The organism is Pseudomonas sp. MAG002Y (assembly GCF_019400845.1).
In the GTDB taxonomy this organism is placed as follows: domain Bacteria; phylum Pseudomonadota; class Gammaproteobacteria; order Pseudomonadales; family Pseudomonadaceae; genus Chryseomonas; species Chryseomonas luteola.
This window is the reverse complement of sequence record NZ_WOEJ01000002.1, coordinates 424,906-442,243: the sequence shown is the minus strand read 5'-3', so window position 1 is coordinate 442,243 and position 17,338 is coordinate 424,906. Positions and strand designations below refer to the sequence as shown.

Sequence of the window (17,338 nt, the reverse complement as noted above, 5' to 3'; positions counted from 1 at the left end):
ATGCTCAAGCTCCGTCTCAAGCGAAGCGGCCTACAAGCCCCACCCAACGTTCTGATTGTTCGAGAGACAAGGTCTGCACGCCGCTAGGGACGCAGCAACTCCACGGCTATGCTAACACCGCGGCCGAGCGCTAGGCTTTCGGCGCTGGAGTAGACTGCATGACCGGCTTCCAGTTCAGGTCGTGCGCTATCTAGAATGAGCGACCAGTGATGGCCGTCACGAGATAGCGCTAACCGACACGTCTGAGGATGGTTAAGCGGCTGGAAACAGAGCCATAACCGCTCTGCCCTGAGGTGCCCGGCACCGTTCATGGGCGAGAGCACCAGTGCCAATGGCGCAGATTCGGGCCTGTTCCAACCCGCCTCGTCCAAGGGTTCACCCTCTGCATCGAGCCATTGCACGCTAACCCAGTCACCGTGAGCGGGACGCCCGATGAAGTGCTCGGCTTGCAACGCCTTGTATTGACGACGCAGCGCAGCCAGCCGGGCGACAAAATCGATCTGGCGTTTGCCGGTTGGGCTGCTGGCAAGTGCCCAGTCCAACCATGACAGCGGATTATCCTGAACATAGGCATTGTTGTTGCCATGCTGAGTGCGACCGAACTCATCGCCAGCTGTCAACATTGGCGTGCCACCTGCCAGCAGCAGCGTTGCCAGCAGGGCACGCTGATCAGCTGCACGCTGCTCATTGATGTGGAGATCGTCGGTCGGGCCCTCGGCACCGTTGTTCCAGCTGTGATTGTCCTGAGTCCCGTCGCGATTTTCTTCGCCATTGGCTTCATTATGCTTCTGCGCATAAGTCACAAGGTCTGCCAGCGTGAACCCATCATGAGCCGTCACAAAGTTGATGCTGGCGTCGATGTTCCGGCCGTGCCGGTCATACAGATCGGCGCTTCCTGACAATCGGGTCGCCAGTGCGCCACGCATGCCATCGTCGCCCCGCCAGAACTTGCGAACATCGTCGCGAAAATCATCATTCCATTCAGCCCAAGGGCTGCGGAACTGTCCGACCTGATAGCCGCCCGGGCCAATATCCCAAGGCTCGGCGATCAGCTTGACCTGTTTTAGGACCGGATCTTGGGCAATGGCCAACATGAGTGGCGCGTCGACGCTAAAGCCGGTCTCAAGCCGTCCAAGTGCGGGCGCCAGATCGAAACGGAAACCGTCTACACCTGCCGCCTGCACCCAATAGCGCAGCGAGTCCATCGTCAGCCTCAGCCCTGGCTCGCGTTGCAGCGCCAGGCAATTACCGCAACCTGCATCATTGATGTAAATCGAAGGATCATCCGGATGCAGCCGGTAATAGCCTCGGTTATCCAGTCCTCGCATACAAAAGGTCGGACCCAGCTCGTCACCTTCACCGGTGTGGTTGAACACCACATCAAGGATGACCTCGAACCCTGCCGCATGCAGCGCTGCCACGGTTTCACGTAACTCAATAATGGCGTCACGTCCTGCCAGACGGGGGTCGACAGCCATCATGGTGACGGGGTTATAGCCCCAGTAATTGCCAAGCCCAAGCTTGGGCAGATGACGATCATCCGCCCAGGCCGCAATAGGGAGCAGCTCCAGCGTAGTCACGCCAAGCTTTTGCAGATACTCGATCACGGCAGGCTGCCGAAGCCCGGCCAGTTTACCGCGCATGGTTTTAGGAACTTTGGAATGCTGCATGGTCATGCCACGCACATGCAGCTCATAGATGAGGCTTTGGCTACCCCTGTAACGCGGGCCTTCCAGCTCAAGCGGTGTTAGCGGTGCCTGAACAATGGCCTTGGGAACATGAGCCGCGCTGTCGCGATGGTCCGGTCGATCATGGTGGTCTGGATCGAAGCCATAGACGCTGGGATGCAGCACGAACGGGCGGTCTACCGCTTTGGCGTAAGGATCGACCAGTAGCTTATGAGGGTTGAAGTAAAGTCCTTGAGAAGGCTGATAGGCACCGTAAGTCCGCAGCCCATAACGCTGCCCCGCCTTACCTCCCGGAAAATGCCCGTGCCAGACACTGCCTGTCTTTTCGTGGAAGACGAGTCGATGGGTTTCATGCTCGCCCTTGGCATCGTACAGGCAGAGTTCTACCCGCTCGGCCTCTGGCGCCCACACGGCAAAGTTGATGCCATCGCCGACCAGTGTCGCGCCCAGTTCAGCAGGGTTTCCGGTTTCGAGATGAGTCACGTGGCGGGGCACAGAAAATCTCCGTAAAGCAGAAAAAAGCCGGCACGCGAAAGGTGCCGGCTATTGAGACTTATAAGACTTGCCAGATATCCGTGGCGTATTCACGAATGGTTCGATCGGAGGAGAACCAACCCATGCTGGCTGTGTTGAGTACCGCTGAGCGCCACCACTCGTCCGGCTGATTCCAACGCTCCTCGACTGCCACCTGAGCATTCCAGTAGGCATCAAAATCAGCACAGACCAGGAAGCGGTCGTGCCAGGTCAGCACGTCCAGCAGCCCGTTATAGCGAGAGGGATCATCCGGTGAGAACTGCCCGCTGCGAATGGCCGAAAGCACGGCCGACAGCCGTGGCGAGCTGTTGATGATGTCCGAAGAGTTGCCCCCCATGCGCTGGCGCTCTTCAACCTCGGCCGCCTTGAGGCCAAAGATGAACATATGTTCCTGACCGACAAACTCACTCATTTCAACGTTGGCGCCATCGAGCGTGCCAATGGTAAGTGCACCGTTCAGGCCAAATTTCATATTGCTGGTGCCTGACGCCTCGAGACCCGCTGTGGAAATCTGCTCGGAAAGGTCGGCCGCCGGGATAATGACTTCAGCCAGGCTCACATTGTAGTTAGGCAGGAACACCACCTTGAGCAGGTCACGAATGGACGGGTCATTATTAACCACCTTGGCCACGTCGTTGGCCAGCTTGATGATGAGCTTGGCCTGGTGATAGCTGGCAGCTGCCTTGCCCGCAAAAATCTTTACACGAGGCGTCCATTGCCCGTTGGGGTTGTCCTTGATGGCTTGATACAGCGCAATGGTCTGCAGCAGGTTCATCAGCTGCCGCTTGTATTCATGGATGCGCTTGATCTGCACATCGAAGATGGCGTCGGTACTGAGGGAGACGTCCAGCGTCTTTTTCACCAGCTCGGCAAAACTGTTCTTGTTATGCAACCGCTGGTGGGCAAAACGCTCTCGGAAATTGGCATCGTTGGCATAGGGCTTGAGCCGGGGGAGCGCTTTTTCAGGATCGTGCTGGACATCCTCGCCCAATACATCCACCAGAAGATCGGTCAACGCAGGGTTGGCCTGATAGAGCCAGCGGCGGAAGGTAATACCGTTGGTCTTGTTGTTGATTCGATCCGGAAAGAGCCGGTGCATGGAGCGGAAGACGGTCTTGCGCATCAGCTCGGTATGCAATCCGGACACGCCGTTGACCTTGTGCGAACCGATAAAGGCCAGGTTGCCCATACGTACCCGACGGCCGTGGCTTTCATCGATCAGGGACACGTAAGACAGCATGGAGCCATCTGTCTCGCCCCGTGCACGGAGCGAGTCGAGGAACTGGGCATTGATCATGTAGATGATCTGCATGTGGCGCGGCAGGAGGCGCTCCATCAGATAGACCGACCAGGTTTCCAATGCTTCTGGCAGAAGGGTGTGGTTGGTATAGGACAGCGTGTTGACGGTGGTGCTCCAGGCAGCGTCCCATGGCAGACCGTACACATCCACCAGCAAGCGCATCAACTCGGCCACGGCAATGGCCGGGTGAGTATCATTGAGCTGGATGGCCGCGTATTCGGGCAGGCTCATGATGTCGCCGTGCTGCTTGATATGGCGGCGGGTAAGATCCGCCAGCGAGGCGGCCACGAAGAAATACTCCTGACGCAGGCGCAGCTCCTGTCCCGCCTCGGTGCTGTCGGCCGGATACAGCACTCGAGAGATGCTTTCAGCCCGGGCCTGATCGGCTACGGCCCCGACATGGTCACCTGCGTTGAAGGTGTCCAGCTTGATGTTTTCCAGCGGGCGGGAGCGCCACAGGCGCAGCGTATTGGCCCCTTCCCCACCCCACCCCATGATGGGCGTGTCATAGGCAACCGCACGAACTTTCTCACCCGGCGTCCAGACCTGACGCAAGGAATTGCCTTCATAGGGCGTGACATGACCGCCGAACCCGATCTCGTACACGACCTCGGCACGCTCGAATTCCCACGGATTACCGAAATCAAGCCAGTTCTCCGGCTGCTCGTGCTGGAAACCATCAGCGATGACCTGACGGAACAGGCCGTGCTCGTAGCGAATACCGTACCCATGGGAAGGAATACCCAGCGTCGCCATGCTTTCCATGAAGCATGCCGCCAGACGGCCCAGACCACCATTACCCAAGGCAGCGTCCGGCTCCAGTCCGCGGATACGCTCAAGGTCGACACCCAGGTCTGCCAGTGCGCGACGGGTTTCCTCCAGTATGCCCAGATTGGACAGGCTATCGATCAGCAGGCGGCCAATGAGAAACTCCAGGGACAGGTAATAGACGCGCTTCTGGTTGGCCCGGTAAGCCTCACGCGTCCGACTCATCCAGCGATCGACGATATAGTCACGCGTCGCCAGGGCAGTCGCCATGAACCAGTCATGATCCAGGGCGTGCTCGGGGTCCTTGCCTACGTCATAGGTCAGCTTGGAAAGAATGTTTGAACGCAGAGCAGCAACTTCGTTGGGCGAGATAAAACGGGCTCTCGTCATCTAGTAACAACCTCGGCATAACGAACACTGATAGGCTGACCGGCAAGCGTGTCTGGAAGGTATTGGGAGACACATCGACCGGCCCATGATTAAGGGTGCATACCTATCTTTGTAGGTCGAAACGGCAAATAGGTCCAAGGAATCGACGACTTTTTTATGCGCCGACTCCCATTTCAGACCTCTTTATTACCACTGCCACGACACACTGAGGCCTACAGACTGCTGGGCATCGTCTTCCCGGCTCTTGCGATAGGAATAGCTCGCACGCACTGCCACATCGTCGGTCAGCTGTTGGCTAACCCCTAGCGAAGCACGGTCCAACCGATCCGATGGCGTATAGCCCTGCAACGTATAGCTGAGTCCTGGCAGGTCAACCTGGGACATCGTAAGGTCCTGCGTACTGTCCTCGAATTCCTTTTCCCGAGCTACTTCTGCGAAAACCTGCGTTCTGGTGGTCAGCTCGAACTGCCCCTGCAGACCAGCACCCAGGCGCCGCGAGCGGCGCTTTTGCTCGTCGATGTTCAGCGCCGTTGCTCGATCACTGTTTTCCGAATAACTGTCCACGGTAATTCGCGCGTAGTCGGCACTGATGAACGGCGACAGGTGCCAGGCGCTTTGTGGCTGGGCCAGATCAAAACCCAGCCGTCCGCTTGCCGCCCACAGATGACCGTTGGTATCGCCTTTTTCGCTACGCTCAGTCGGCCCCAGGGCGAAGGTACGCTTGAGATCATGGTAATCCAGGTGTCCCCCAGTCAAGGCCAGGTCGGCCCACCAGTGACTCTGCTGATATTGCGCGAAGGCGGTAGCGAAATAACTGCGCAGGTCATAACGAGAATCAGCAGCACCCACGTTCAGATCCTGCTTGTAAAACCCGGCGGCCACGCCCACACGCCAATAGTCATTCAGGCGGAAACTGCCTCCCAAGTCCAGGCTGTAGCCGTCGCCATCACCGCTCACGCTGCTGGACTGTCCATCAAAGTTCTGATGCAACCCGCCCGGCGATACGAAGGAATTCCATGTGCCTACTGGCTGCCAGTGATTGCGGTCACTCAGCCATTGCGAATACAGCTGCCCCTGATGGGCAGTCAGCGAACCGTAGGCCATTTCCGGCAGCAAGGTCAGCTCCCAGGGGGCCGCCAGAATTGAATAGGCATAGTCGGCGATCAGGCGCTGACCAGTAATCGTAGGGTGCACACGGTCGTTGTAGAGCAACCGGGTCGGATCAGGGTTGGCGCTGTCGAGGCCGTAAACAGCGTTCTGCTGCGTGCAGTCATCGAAACAGGTAGCCGTCAGGTTCTGGTCGGCCGCCAGGCCGTAACGGGCAGGATCGGCCAACACCTCATTTAGAAGTCGTGGCACATTCAATGGAATGATTTGCGCATCAATGGTGGAAAGCTGTGACACCAGCTGGTTGTTGAACACAGCACTGAGCTGGGACGCAGCCGCTTGCTGCGGGGTTCCGCTCAAGGCAGGCGTAAGGCCGATATCAGGCAGCAGCCAGACCATGATGTAGCGGGCACCGGCCTGCTGCAGTGCGCTGGCACTGGCAGCCAGTTGATTGGCCGCTGTCTGGGCGGTTGCAGGCGATGTGACCACACCCTGCAGGAAGTCATTTCCCCCTCCCGTCAGGTAATACAATGCGTTGGAATCAAGGCGTTGGCCCTGATCCGCCAGATCGACCAGATAGCCATCCCGGCGGCGGAGCGTCAGACCATTAGTGGCTACAACAGAGCCATTCTCCTCGGTAATCGACGCGAGGATCTGGTCGGTTCGATAACCGCCTACCGCCCAGTTGTTGCCGTCGGGAAGTCCCAACACGGAATTGATGAGCGATGTGGAAGGCCCAAGCTCCTGGCTGGAAAAGCCTAGCCGGCCGCCCAGCAGCATGACGCTGGTAGGCCCGACTGGCTCACCACTCCCCGGTTGGTACGTGGGCCCTACCCGATTGGTAAAGCGCAGCGAGGAGCCTAATGGGCCATTCAGGTCGGGAAACTGTCCCGAGTCGCTCAGACTATCGCCAAAGACGACCAGATGACTGTAAGGGTTGGGAGCGGCATGGGCGGCGCTGGCAAAGGAAATCGCAGCGCACAGTGAGGCAAGAGCGAGACGACGGACTGACATGGCTTATCCTTGATCTTGTGGGTCAGTTCTGCTGTTTGGCAAGCGACCACAGCCTAGACCAGGATTCCGCCCTGTGCAGCCCGTACGTTAACCGGCTGACTTATAAAAAGAGAAATAGCTCACGCACGTTCACTTATCGCTGGCATTTGCCGCAATAAACACTGGCGCGTTGCCCCAGCCGTATCTCGCGCAGGCCAGAGCCACAGTTCTTGCAGAACTCACCCGCCCGGCCATAGACAAACAGCTCCTGCTTGAAATAGCCCGGCTTGCCGTCGCCGCCCACAAAATCCCGAAGGGTTGTGCCCCCGGACTCGATAGCCAGTGCCAGGATGCGCTTGATCTCCTGGGCTAACCGGTCGTAGCGCGCTCGGGAAATGCTGCCCGCCGCCCGACGCGGATCGATACCGGCCGCAAACAGGGCCTCCGTCGCGTAAATATTGCCAACGCCCACCACAACGGCGTTATCCATGATGAAGGGCTTTACTGCCATGGAGCGACCACGCGACATTTCGTAGAGACGCCGCCCGTCAAACGCCTCGGTCAGAGGCTCCGGCCCCAGCGACTTGAGCAGCACATGCTCCAGAGGCTCATGGGACCACAGCATGGCGCCGAAGCGGCGGGGGTCGGTATAGCGCAGCGACAATCCTGACTCGAGTTCGATATCCACATGCTCGTGCTTAACCGGCGGCGTCCCGACCGGCACCATTCGCAGGCTGCCGGACATGCCCAAATGAGCAATCAGCGTACCCGCCTCGGCACGAATCAACAGGTACTTGGCGCGCCGCTCGACCGCCTCGATCCTCTGGCCGGACAGGCGAACATCCAGGTCTTCCGGAATGGGCCAGCGCAGCCGGGCATCACGAATGATGACGCGGGACACACGCTGCCCTACCAGGTGCGGCGCTATTCCACGCCGGGTCGTTTCGACTTCAGGTAATTCAGGCATTCAGCCCTCGACAGAGAAAACAATATGCTCTTAAAAATGGATGTGCCCAAGCCCCATTTCAAGGATGTTGTTCTTGAGCATATCGAAGTCATACTCGGACAGACCGATGTAATCCAAAACCTGATTACTGACCAGATTCCACTCGGCGTCCTGAGCCTGATTGCCCAGCACGCGATAACAGCCACAGATATGCTCGGCCATTTTCAGAATGGCCAATAGATTTTTCATCGGCACACTGCTGGCGTCACCGTCGACAAAAATCCGGTGGGCATTGTGATGATTGGAAATGGCCTCGGCGACATGGGCTGGCAAACGCCATGAGCGGGCCGTGTAATAACCGACGACCGCATGGTTGGTGTTGAAGTAATGGTTTTCCGTATCCACGACACGCCTTTCAGGCCCAACCCGTCCATAAGCCTCCTCCAGCACTTCCATATAATGAGGAAAGCGCCCTAGCATCAGCGGTATGCCGCAGTTGTGAAAGAGCCCAAGAGCGTATGCCTCATCCGGAGCCTGATAGCCTGTCCGCTTGGCCAGTGTCAGGCAGGTTTCCGCCACATCCTGGGCGGTGTCCCAGAAGCGGTTGAGCGTCACGATCGTCTCATCACTCATCTCGCTCTTTATGGACTGCGCATTGATGAGATTGACGACGGAATTGATCCCCAGGAGGTTGACGGCCCGCTGGATAGACGTAATCCGGTTGGCCAGCCCGAAACAGGGTGCATTGACGAGCTTGAGCAGCGCGCCTGCCAAGCCGGGGTCCTGGCTGATCAGCTGCGCAATCACCTTGAGACTGGGATCCGGGGCAAGCTGCTCAAGTTGTAGATCAACCATGACCTGCGGTTGAGGCGGGATGGTGATTCCCTGAAGCGCCTGGCGAATCTGCTCGGGTTGAAGCTCTAGCGACATGGATCAGATACCTGTGAATGACCTCACATTTTAGCCCACCCTACGCTCAGCAACCACTGATCACTGGAGGAACTTGCCTGCTTTCCCGGGTTCGACTCATACAGAAGCCGTGGAAACGCATCTCCACTTAATCCTAGATCACATAGCTTACGGAGGTTCCATGATGGCATCGTTAGAAGGCAAAAAAGTAGCAATCCTGGTAACTGACGGTTTCGAGCAGGCCGAGCTGACCGGTCCCAAGGAGGCCCTCGAGAAGGTAGGCGCCAAGACTCATATCATTTCTGCCAAGTCTGGCACCGTCCAGGGTTGGAACCACACCGACCCGGCGGACACATTCAATGTCGACCTGACGTTCGATGCTGCCAACATCGGCGACTATGACGCGGTGGTTTTACCAGGCGGCGTCGTCAATTCAGACACCATTCGCACCGATGAGCGTGCGCAGACTTTGGTCAAAGAGGCCAGCAGCAGCGGCAAGCCGATCGCCGTGATCTGCCATGGTGCCTGGCTGCTGATTTCCGCCGGTCTGGTGGATGGCAAGACCATGACTAGCTGGCCTTCGCTGACCGATGACCTGAAAAATGCCGGTGCCCAGTGGGTGGATAAGGAAGTCGTCGTGGACGGAAAACTGGTCAGCAGCCGCAAGCCTGATGACATTCCCGCGTTCAATCGCGAGCTGATCAACATGATCGCTGCCTGATCTCCAACCTGCCTGATCTATGGCCCGCGCTGTATCAGCCGGGCCATTTTTCATCCGTACGTCGCGTTTCTCTCTATCTTTTAGACTGATCTTCAAGCGTGAAGGCGCCGTGCCGCCCGGGCAGGTATACTTCGCCCCTTTTTCTTGGAGTCCCTCAAATGTCCTTGCCCAGCCTGCGACTGAAAGCCAATGCCGAGCGCCGTCTGCGCGCCGGGCACCTTTGGGTCTACAGTAACGAAATTGACGTGGCAGCCACTCCGCTGACCGCTTTCCAGGCCGGCGAACAAGCCGTTCTCGAAGCTGCTGGCGGCAAGCCGATCGGTATCGTTGCCCTGTCCCCACACAACCTGATCTGCGCCCGTCTGATCTCCCGCGATACCAAGCATGTACTGGACAAGTCCCTGCTTGTCCATCGCCTGAAAGTCGCCCTGAGCCTGCGTGAGCGCCTGTTCGATAAACCGTTCTATCGCCTCGTCTACGGCGACTCGGACCTGTTGCCTGGCCTGGTGGTGGATCGCTTTGGCGATGTTATCGTGGCTCAACTGGCATCGGCCACCATGGAGCGTCACAAGGATGATGTGCTGGCTGCATTGCTTCAGGTACTCAAGCCGGCGGCCGTATTGTGGAAAAACGACTCTAGTGCTCGAGAAGCCGAGGGCCTGCCCCGCTATGTTGAGTCCGCCTACGGTGACGTACCGGAATGGGCTGCCCTGGAAGAAAACGGCGTGAAATTCGAAGCGCCTATCATTGAGGGCCAGAAGACCGGCTGGTTCTATGACCATCGCATGAACCGTGCCCGCCTGGCACCCTATGTACAAGGCAAGCGCGTTCTGGACCTGTTCAGCTACATTGGTGGCTGGGGCGTGCAGGCCGCTGTATTCGGTGCCAGCGAAGTAATGTGCGTGGATGCCTCCGGCTTTGCCCTGGATGGTGTAGAACGCAATGCGGCCTTGAACGGCGTTGCCGAAAAGATGGCCTGTGTAGAAGGCGATGTGTTCGAGGCCCTGAAGGAGCTGAAGGCTGCTGACGAGCGCTTCGACGTGATCGTGGCCGACCCGCCCGCCTTCATCAAGCGCAAGAAGGACGTGAAAAACGGCGAGGCCGCCTATCGTCGTCTCAACGAGCAGGCCATGCGCCTCTTGAACAAGGACGGCATTCTGGTCAGCGCCTCCTGCTCGATGCATCTTGTTGAAGAGAACCTGCAGGAAATCCTGCTCAGCAGTGCACGTCACCTGGATCGTCATATCCAGCTGATCGAGCGTGGTGCCCAAGGCCCTGATCATCCGGTCCACCTTGCCATCCCCGAGACCCGCTACATCAAGAGTCTGACCTGCCGTATCCTGCCCAGCTGATCCCACGCTCTGGCCGTCCGATTTTTACCGGACGGCCAGTCACCGATTCAGTCCGACCAGTGCCATCCACAACGGCACGGTTACGACAGCCAGAACGGTTGAAAGAAACACCGTTGAGCTGACGACACGGTTTTCCTCAGGCGTCCGGGCAAATGCCAACACGTTTACCCCGCTCGGGCAGGCGGCCATCAGCATCAGCACACTTCGTGCTGCACCGCTCAAGCCCGGCAGCCACAGGCATACCGTCCAGACCACGAAGGGAAAGACCAGCAGCTTTATTGCCGTCAACCCGACAACGGAAAGGCTCGGCCTTAGCCGGTAGCGTGAAAGGTTCACGCCCAGCACAATCAAGGCGCAAGGCAGACCGGCTTGTGCCAGCCAGGTCGCGATTTGCCATATCGGGCCCGGCAAAGTTAGCCCTGATACATTCACGGCAGCTCCCAGCAAAAGCCCGATGATCAATGGGTTTGCCAGACTCATCAGCAGCTCTGGGATGCTAACCTTTTCCGTGCCGCCAAAGGCCGTATAAAAGCTCTGCATGGCAAACAACGTCAGGCTATGCAGCGCCAGAATGGCGAACACATAGACGAGATTTTCCTCCCCCATCAAATTGACGACCAGAGGAATACCGATCAGGACATTGTTCGAATAACTGGCCGTCAACCCGAACGCCGTAGGCTCACGCCGGCGCCAATGCACAAATAGATTGACCAGTAGAAACACCAGCAGGACCGGGCCGAAATATCCGAGCAGCAGTAAAGGTGACAAACCATGGCGCAAATCTGCCTTGGCAATTCCCGTGAACAGCACAGCCGGCATGAACACCTTGAACGCCAGTTGGGTCAGCCCACCCATGGACTCTGGCGTCAACCACTGCCGCCACCCTAATACATAACCCAGCACAATCAGTCCGAATACGGGCATGATTGCGAGGACAACCACCATGTACGTCTACTCCTTGCCTTAACCATCGGGACGCCGGACTGAGGATTCAGACGCCATGAACATGCCTACCGATGCAAGCTAGGACAATCGCAGCGGATAGCTGAGCAGCAGAACATGCAGCACATTGACAGCCAAATGCAAGGCCACGGCCATACTCAGTCGCCGTCCACTCCGCTCGAATATCGCACCGTACCCCAGAGCCGCCACGGCAGCGACCAAGGCAAAACCGGCACTGAATGGCCAGTGCGCCATGCCAAACAAGACTGCCGTTACCAACAGACCTGCCCAGAACCCAAACCGATCAATCAACCCGCGCTGCAGCAGGGCTCGAAACAGCAGCTCCTCCGCCAGTACCGCAACGCCCAGATTAAGAGAAAACCAGGTCCAGAACAGTGCTGGCCATTTGGGCTGGAAGGCCACTAATCTCATTCCTAACGCTAGGGCAGGCACTACGGCAAGGGTACCGACAGCAATCAGCACGCATGGCCTGACCTGCAGCATACGCCGCGTATCGTACGGAACCGCCTTGCCAAGCCACCAGGCCAGTAGCGTCACTCCCACCAGTGCCTTATCCCAGCTTAACCTTAGCCACACTGGCCCGGCGTCCGGGCTGTATTGCAGCGGCCCGCCGAGCACATGAGGAGAGAATCCCGGCGCGACATGAATGGCGAGCGCAACACTGGACGCCAATGCCCCAAACCACCATAGCCAGGACGGCAACCGCTCCTCGCTCAGCACCCAGCCGACATAAAGTACTCCGGCCAACAACCCCGCTTCGTCAATGTCGCCCAGCCCATAGCCCAGCGCCAGCAAAAGTCCGGGAAGCAACACTTGTAGATGAAACGGCATGGCTACTCCCAAACAGAAGGTGACAACGTAACATCGTGCAGCATGCTAACCGAGCCTTTTGCCTGACCGAGCGGACAGGTCCGGCAAGTCGCGATAAACTGTGCGGCTGCTTCTGGATGGACCAGCACCATGACTATCGCTTTACCCGCACGTGCCTGCGGTATCGACTTTGGCACGTCGAACTCCACTGTCGGCTGGCTGCGCCCCGACTCGGATATCCTCATACCTTTAGAAGACGGCAAGGTGACGCTTCCCTCAGTCATTTTCTTCAATGTGGAAGAGCGCCGTCCCGTCTACGGCCGTCTGGCGCTTCATGAATACCTGGAAGGCTATGAAGGCCGCCTCATGCGCTCGCTCAAGAGCCTGCTCGGCTCCAAACTGCTCAAGAGCGAAACCAGCATCCTAGGCAGCGCCCTGCCCTTCAAGGACCTGCTTGGCCTGTTTCTCGGCACGCTGAAAAGCCGCGCCGAAGCCACGGCCGGACGTGAGTTCGACAGTGTCGTGTTGGGCCGCCCTGTCTACTTTGTGGACGATGATGAAACCGCCGACCGCGAAGCCCAGGACACCCTGGTTGCCGTAGCGCAAAAGCTAGGCTTTAAGGACATTTCCTTTCAATTCGAGCCCATCGCGGCAGCATTCGACTACGAGCGAACACTGAATCAGGAAGAGCTGGTGCTGATCGTCGACATTGGCGGCGGTACGTCCGACTTTTCCCTGGTACGTTTGTCACCCGAGCGCCGGCAGCTGGCGGATCGCCAATCGGATATTCTCGCCACCGGCGGGGTACACATCGGTGGTACCGACTTTGACAAGCAGCTTAGCCTGCAGGGCGTCATGCCGCTTTTCGGCTATGGCAGCCTGATGAAAAGCCAGGCACTGATGCCTACCAGCCACTTCATCAACCTGGCGACCTGGCACACCATCAATACCGTATACAGTCAGAAGGCACAGCTTGCCCTTAAGGACATGCGCTACGACGCTCAGGACACGGCCGGGATGGATCGCCTGTTCAAGCTGATCGAGCAGCGCGCCGGGCATTGGCTCGCGATTCAGGTGGAAAACAGCAAGATAGAACTGACCCATGCCGATCGGTTGAGTCTGGACCTGTCGCATATCGAGAAGGACTTGTCTGCTGAACTGACCCGCCCATTGTTCGAGGAGTCGATCGCTCAGCTACTGGCGCGTATTCAGGCAAGCGTCAATCAACTGCTGGCCTCGGCAGGCGTTTCCCATGAGCAGATCAATACGGTCTTTTATACCGGCGGCTCGAGTGGTATTCCGGCGCTGCGCCACAGCATTGACCAATTGCTGCCCCAGGCACGCAAGGCAGAAGGCGATCAGTTCGGCAGCATCGGTAGCGGTCTTGCCATCGAGGCCTTCAAGCGCTACGGCTAGGCCATACAGCAACCTGACCTATCAAGGCAGTTGAACTCGACCAATCGAAACAGGCTCAACTGGAAATATTCCTCATGGGCCTGTCCGGGCGAGACGCCTCTATCTACAAGGAGACCACCATGCCGCTCAGTATCACCGAGCTTCCAGCGTTTACCGTCATGGGCCTGGAGTACACGGGCAATGGCCAGGGCGGCGGCATTGCACAGCTCTGGCATGACGTTACGCATCGGCTAGCCGAGCTGCAATTGCCTAGCGCCCCGCAACAGTGGTTCGGTCTGACACTCAGTCCACCCCCCGGTGTGCTGCGCTATCTGGCCGGTATAAAGGTCGACGAGAACACACCCGTATCGGAAGGCATGCTCCTTTACACGGTGCCTGCGCAGAAATATCTGCAGTTCACCCACATCGGAACGACAGACACGCTCCCAGATACCTACGAGTATCTGTATGCCCGTGTCCTGCCTGAACGTGGTCTGGAACCGAAGAAAGCTGTCAGCTTCGAGCGATACGACGAGCACTTCAAGGGGCCGGATAACCCAGCCTCTGAAGTAAACCTGTACATCCCGATCTACTAGGCCTTCCGATCAGCCTGTCAGAACATCACCGGAGCCTGTGATGATCACGCCACCATGGGCGGTTGCGCTGCCCAGGTAAGCCAGCGGCTGGCCATTGACGAATACGGTAGCACTTCCTACCGCCACGGTATCACCGCAAGCGCTGGAGTCACCGACACGCAAGGCAGGTAGGGAGTTGATCAGAACGTCGGGGGAGCCAGTCACGGTCGGGTTGGGGCCGTGGCCCGTCATGGGGCAGGCGTTGACGTCGGAGAGACGAGCAGCGGGGTTGGCCATGTGCGCTTTCCTTGTGGACATGAAAGCGCACACTTTACCGCGGATCAAGAAAAAATACCGTGCCCATGCACAGAAACCCAAGCGTCTTTTTCTTAGCCGGTGGCCTGTTCCTTGATACTGGACAGGTAGGTTCCTGTCGGCGGACGCTCACTGAAATAATGATGGATACCGCCAAAAATGGATTGCGCTAACGCCTTCTGATGACGTGGATTCAGAAGCTTCTGGCTGTCTCGATCATTCGACATGAAGCCGGTTTCCACTAGAATCGACGGTATATCCGGCGACTTGAGCACGGCAAAACCGGCTTGCTCGACGCGTTTCAGATGCAGACCTGTGACATTGGATAGGCTGTTCAGGACACGGTCTCCCAGATCGAGACTCGACGAGATCGTGGCATTCATGGACATATCCAGCAGTACGCCTGCCAGGACCGGATCCTTGTTTTTCAGGATCTCATTGGCACCAATCAGGTCGACATCGTTTTCCTTGTTGGCCAGCCAGCGTGCCGTTGTCGAGGTCGCCCCATGTTCGGACAGGGCATATACCGAAGCTCCTGAAGCCGTGCGGCGCGGCGCAGCATCGGCATGCACGGAGATGAACATGTCTGCGTTGTACTTGCGCGCAACATCCACACGCTTGCGCAGCGGAACGAAGAAGTCATCGTTACGTACCAGCTTGGCCTTGTAGCCCTTCTGCTGATTGATCATGCGCGCAAGATTTTGCGCAATGATCAAGGCGACATCCTTCTCGCGGTCCCCGCGTTGGCTCAGCGCGCCTGGGTCCTTGCCACCGTGACCGGCATCGACGACCACAATAATGTCACGGCCTTTGCCAGCCCTTGTCACGACGGGGGCAGATGCGAGCATTGCCTCAGGCTCCGGTACAGGGATGCTCGGTACCTGGGCAGGCTTGAGATCCAGCACCAGACGATGCCCTGCATTCTCGGCAGGCCCGAGCAGGAAGCTATCCAGGGTAACCGGCTGGGAAAGTTCGAGGACGACACGGGTATCGGATGAGCCGAACGGGGCACTTCGAATGGAGCGCACCGGGGTATTCTTGAGCGGCACATTGTTGAGTGCGGCTACCTGTTGCGTATTGGCTAGATCCAGGATGATCCGGTCAGGCGCACTAAGTCTGAACGTCTTGAATCGGACAGGGCCGCTCAGATCGAAAACCAGGCGAAATTTATCTGAATCCAACCAGGCGCGTGCGCTGGTCAGACGCTGAGGAAGCGCCAGCACTGGAAAAGCAGCGGGTAGTGTCAGGCTGGCCAGGAGCAGGTTGAGCAAGCGGCGGCGATTCATGCGACCCTCTGACGTAGCAAGTAATATTTTGAAATATTATAACGATACCAATGCGGCGCATGTTTAGATAGCGCGCACGACGTCCAAATCAGTATTTCTTCCTTTTAAATCGGAAGGATAGGCACTTTTTTTAATGTCATCTATAGATAGACCGACAAGCCGACAAGGGGTCATTTCAGCGCGTAAACGGCAGACAGGACTCTTCTTGAGCAGTAGGAGGAATCAGTGTGCTGACCAACCGGCATTTCGAGTGCCAGCTTGAATAACGAGTTCAGATCGGCAAGCTGTTGAGTCTGCACGACATTTGGCCGTGCGCTGTCAAAGTCCGTCGGCTTTCAGGCGAAGCGCATGGTCGGTGTAGAGCGCTACCGGATTGACGCCATGCCCTATCGCACCGGCCAGTTGATTGATGATATCGAGGTGATCAAGCGGATAATCGGAGCGGATGACTTTCCCCAAATGTGAACTGAATCGCCCAACGAATCCATCGTTTTGATCTGCTTCCAGCTCGAAGCAACGAGACAGGCGTACACACATGCTATGGGTAGGGTCGAGCCGATTGGCACCTCGGTCCGTCAGCTCCGGCACCAGAATGCCGGACCAGGAGTAATAACGGACGTCATTGACGACAGGAGCACCTTCACCGCCCCAGGTAGCGGGAAGTCCTTGCGGGTATTTATCGTTGAATGCTGCCACGCCTTCGGTAGTAAGTGACTCATGACTGGCAATCGCGCTCTGGGGATAACCATTACTGCGATCCAGAAAGGCCATGAACTTGGCCATGCATTGAACATACTCGGCAGCTAGATGCGCCTTCAGGCTACTAGTACGCATGGAAAACTGGAGCATATCGGCCAGCTCCGACCCATGATTGGGACCTGCTACAGAGGTGACTGACGCAACCCGCTCAGGACGAATGGCGGCTGCGTAGCGCGCGGTCAGGGCACCCTGACTGTGACCGATCAGATTGACCCGCTCGGCCTTGCTGTCGCGCACGATATCCTCGATAAGCGCAAGCAGCTGTTCCCCCCGCACCTCGTTGCTATGAGCACCGGAAAGCCGTACCGGATAGACTTTGCCCCCCATGGACTCCAACGCCGAAACGATGCCATACCAGTATGGATAGCCTGCAATTTCCACAAACCCCAGCAGACCATGGACCAACACTAGCGGATAGCGGGTCAGGTTTTGATGCTCGCTCATACCACTCCCAGGTTTGCCCTCTAACCAGTCAACCGTTGGACTTCAACGATCACGGTTATTTCTTTCTAGGGTACGCCTCTTTA

14 protein-coding genes are annotated in these 17,338 nt (G+C 57.7%); 4 read left to right on the top strand and 10 right to left on the bottom strand.

Annotation, left to right across the window (positions count from 1 at the left end):
• Positions 1 to 83: 83 nt before the first annotated feature.
• From glgX to GM154_RS04915, 5 genes are all read right to left on the bottom strand, one after another.
• Positions 84 to 2,183 carry a glycogen debranching protein GlgX gene (glgX, locus tag GM154_RS04935; RefSeq protein WP_219651160.1) on the bottom strand — a complete coding sequence of 700 codons (2,100 nt, stop codon included), beginning with the start codon at positions 2,181 to 2,183 and terminating at the stop codon, positions 84 to 86.
• A 58-nt stretch (positions 2,184 to 2,241) separates the two neighbouring features.
• Positions 2,242 to 4,680, bottom strand: coding sequence for a glycogen/starch/alpha-glucan phosphorylase (locus GM154_RS04930; protein WP_219651159.1), 2,439 nt, complete (start codon positions 4,678 to 4,680; stop codon positions 2,242 to 2,244).
• A 186-nt stretch (positions 4,681 to 4,866) separates the two neighbouring features.
• A complete protein-coding gene (estP, locus tag GM154_RS04925) occupies positions 4,867 to 6,801 on the bottom strand; it encodes an esterase EstP (RefSeq protein WP_219651158.1) in 1,935 nt (644 codons plus the stop codon).
• A 133-nt stretch (positions 6,802 to 6,934) separates the two neighbouring features.
• Complete coding sequence (gene mutM / locus GM154_RS04920) at positions 6,935 to 7,747, bottom strand: bifunctional DNA-formamidopyrimidine glycosylase/DNA-(apurinic or apyrimidinic site) lyase (protein ID WP_010795547.1); 813 nt, start codon at positions 7,745 to 7,747, stop codon at positions 6,935 to 6,937.
• A gap of 30 nt (positions 7,748 to 7,777) precedes the next feature.
• Positions 7,778 to 8,602, bottom strand: a complete 825-nt coding sequence (locus GM154_RS04915) for an HDOD domain-containing protein (RefSeq protein ID WP_371106371.1) — start codon at positions 8,600 to 8,602, stop codon at positions 7,778 to 7,780.
• Positions 8,603 to 8,816: 214 nt separating this feature from the next.
• Between GM154_RS04915 and GM154_RS04910 the strand changes: the two genes are divergently transcribed.
• The gene (locus GM154_RS04910) at positions 8,817 to 9,356 is read left to right on the top strand and encodes a type 1 glutamine amidotransferase domain-containing protein (RefSeq protein WP_010795549.1); all 540 of its coding nucleotides are present in this window, start codon (positions 8,817 to 8,819) and stop codon (positions 9,354 to 9,356) included.
• A 158-nt stretch (positions 9,357 to 9,514) separates the two neighbouring features.
• Entirely contained in the window at positions 9,515 to 10,708 is a 1,194-nt protein-coding gene (locus GM154_RS04905; protein WP_219651157.1) for a class I SAM-dependent rRNA methyltransferase, read from the top strand.
• Positions 10,709 to 10,747: 39 nt separating this feature from the next.
• On the opposite strand, the gene GM154_RS04900 is transcribed toward GM154_RS04905, so the two are convergent.
• Positions 10,748 to 11,653, bottom strand: coding sequence for an AEC family transporter (locus GM154_RS04900; protein ID WP_219651156.1), 906 nt, complete (start codon positions 11,651 to 11,653; stop codon positions 10,748 to 10,750).
• Positions 11,654 to 11,731: 78 nt separating this feature from the next.
• A complete protein-coding gene (locus tag GM154_RS04895) occupies positions 11,732 to 12,502 on the bottom strand; it encodes a CPBP family intramembrane glutamic endopeptidase (RefSeq protein WP_219651155.1) in 771 nt (256 codons plus the stop codon).
• 129 nt (positions 12,503 to 12,631) lie between these two features.
• Between GM154_RS04895 and GM154_RS04890 the strand changes: the two genes are divergently transcribed.
• Together GM154_RS04890 and GM154_RS04885 are read left to right on the top strand one after the other, a co-directional pair.
• On the top strand, positions 12,632 to 13,897 hold the full coding sequence (locus GM154_RS04890; RefSeq protein WP_074822461.1) for an Hsp70 family protein: 1,266 nt from the start codon (positions 12,632 to 12,634) through the stop codon (positions 13,895 to 13,897).
• A gap of 119 nt (positions 13,898 to 14,016) precedes the next feature.
• Entirely contained in the window at positions 14,017 to 14,472 is a 456-nt protein-coding gene (locus GM154_RS04885; protein WP_219651154.1) for a GyrI-like domain-containing protein, read from the top strand.
• A gap of 9 nt (positions 14,473 to 14,481) precedes the next feature.
• Here GM154_RS04885 and GM154_RS04880 read toward each other — a convergent pair whose 3' ends face one another.
• From GM154_RS04880 to GM154_RS04870, 3 genes are all read right to left on the bottom strand, one after another.
• Complete coding sequence (locus GM154_RS04880) at positions 14,482 to 14,769, bottom strand: PAAR domain-containing protein (protein WP_328296304.1); 288 nt, start codon at positions 14,767 to 14,769, stop codon at positions 14,482 to 14,484.
• 71 nt (positions 14,770 to 14,840) lie between these two features.
• Positions 14,841 to 16,052, bottom strand: coding sequence for an N-acetylmuramoyl-L-alanine amidase (locus GM154_RS04875; protein WP_010795557.1), 1,212 nt, complete (start codon positions 16,050 to 16,052; stop codon positions 14,841 to 14,843).
• A 318-nt stretch (positions 16,053 to 16,370) separates the two neighbouring features.
• Positions 16,371 to 17,255 (bottom strand): triacylglycerol lipase, encoded by an 885-nt coding sequence (locus GM154_RS04870; RefSeq protein ID WP_219651153.1) that lies wholly within the window; start codon positions 17,253 to 17,255, stop codon positions 16,371 to 16,373.
• Positions 17,256 to 17,338: the final 83 nt, after the last annotated feature.